Genomic DNA, 1,505 nt, shown 5'->3' with positions numbered 1-1,505 from the left:
CCCCGTTACCTTCTTCGTGGCCCTGAAACGGGGCTCCTGGCCTCCGGGTCCGGCATGACTGTTGCCCCCTGTCGATCGCATGACCTGGGGGGTGGTGTCACCGGGCCCGGAGCACCGTGTGACCGCTGATGAGAGGCCTGACCGGCACCCGGCCGAGCGCAATGCCCGGCCGCTGACGGGTGCCGGGTCTGCGTAACGTGGATGCGCGCGAACGGTGCCGATGGGCGAGGCCGGGACGGTGAACGACCTTCGGGGGGTTCGGTGTTCGACACGAGTGACATCGCGGTCTTCCTCGGCCTGGACGTCGGCAAGGGCGACCACCACGGCCACGGCCTGACCGCAGCGGGAAAGACCGTGTTCGACAAGCGGCTGCCCAACAGCGAACCGAAACTGCGGGCCGTCTTCGACAAGCTCACCGCCAAGTTCGGCCGCGTCCTGGTCATCGTCGACCAGCCGGCCTCGATCGGCGCCCTGCCCCTGGCGGTGGCCCGTGACGCCGGCTGCGAGGTCGCCTACCTGCCCGGCCTGGCGATGCGCCGCATCGCCGACCTCTACCCCGGCGAGGCCAAGACCGACGCCCGCGACGCCCACGTGATCGCGGACGCCGCCCGCACCATGCCCCACACCCTGCGCGCCCTCGAACTCGCCGACGAGACCGCAGCCCAGCTCACCGTCCTGACCGGCTTCGACCAGGACCTCGCCGCCGAGGCCACCCGCACCAGCAACCGCCTGCGCGGTCTTCTCACCCAGTTCCACCCCTCACTCGAACGCGTCCTGGGCCCGCGCCTGGACCACCCCGCCGTCACCCACCTGCTTCAACAGCACGGCTCCCCGGCGGCCCTGCGCAAAGCCGGCCGACGAAGACTCGTGACCCTGATACGCCCCAAGGCCCCGCGCATGGCCGAACGCCTGGTCGACGAGATCTTCGACGCGCTCGACGAGCAGACCGTCGTCGTCCCGGGCACCACCACCCTGGACGTCGTGGTGCCCTCCCTGGCCCGCTCGCTCGCCGCCGTCCACGAACAGCGACGCGCCGTCGAAGCCCAGATCGGCGAACTGCTGGAGGCCCACCCTCTTTCCACGGTCCTGACCTCGATGCCCGGAGTCGGGGTCAGGACCGCCGCCACCCTTCTGGTCACCGTCGGCGACGGCACCAGCTTCCCCACTGCCGCGCACCTGGCCTCCTATGCCGGCCTGGCGCCGGCGACGAAGTCCTCCGGGTCCTCCATCCATGGCGAACACGCCCCGCGGACCGGCAACCGGCTCCTGAAACGGGCCATGTTCCTCTCCGCGTTCGCGGCCCTCCACGACCCCGACTCCCGGGCCTACTACGACCGGCAACGAGACCGCGGCAAGACCCACACCCAGGCCCTCCTCCGCCTCGCCCGCCAACGCATCAGCGTCCTTTTCGCCATGCTCCGAGACGGCACCCTCTACGAGACCCGCACCCCCGAATCCGTGCCAGCATGACCCGCGCAGCCTTGACGAAGGACATAGAGGCACCC

At 70.8% G+C, this 1,505-nt stretch carries 1 protein-coding gene; it reads left to right on the top strand.

Features of this window, described 5'->3' with window-relative positions; translation table 11 throughout:
* Positions 1 to 261 precede the first annotated feature (261 nt).
* Positions 262 to 1,470, top strand: a complete 1,209-nt coding sequence (locus J0670_RS37855) for an IS110 family transposase (RefSeq protein ID WP_207817303.1) — start codon at positions 262 to 264, stop codon at positions 1,468 to 1,470.
* The last annotated feature ends 35 nt before the right edge of the window (positions 1,471 to 1,505 follow it).

Origin of the sequence: Streptomyces sp. FH025 (assembly GCF_017427025.1) — a bacterium.
GTDB lineage: Bacteria > Actinomycetota > Actinomycetes > Streptomycetales > Streptomycetaceae > Kitasatospora.
Note: the sequence above shows the minus strand (reverse complement) of the source record. Positions and strands in the feature narration are given on the sequence as shown.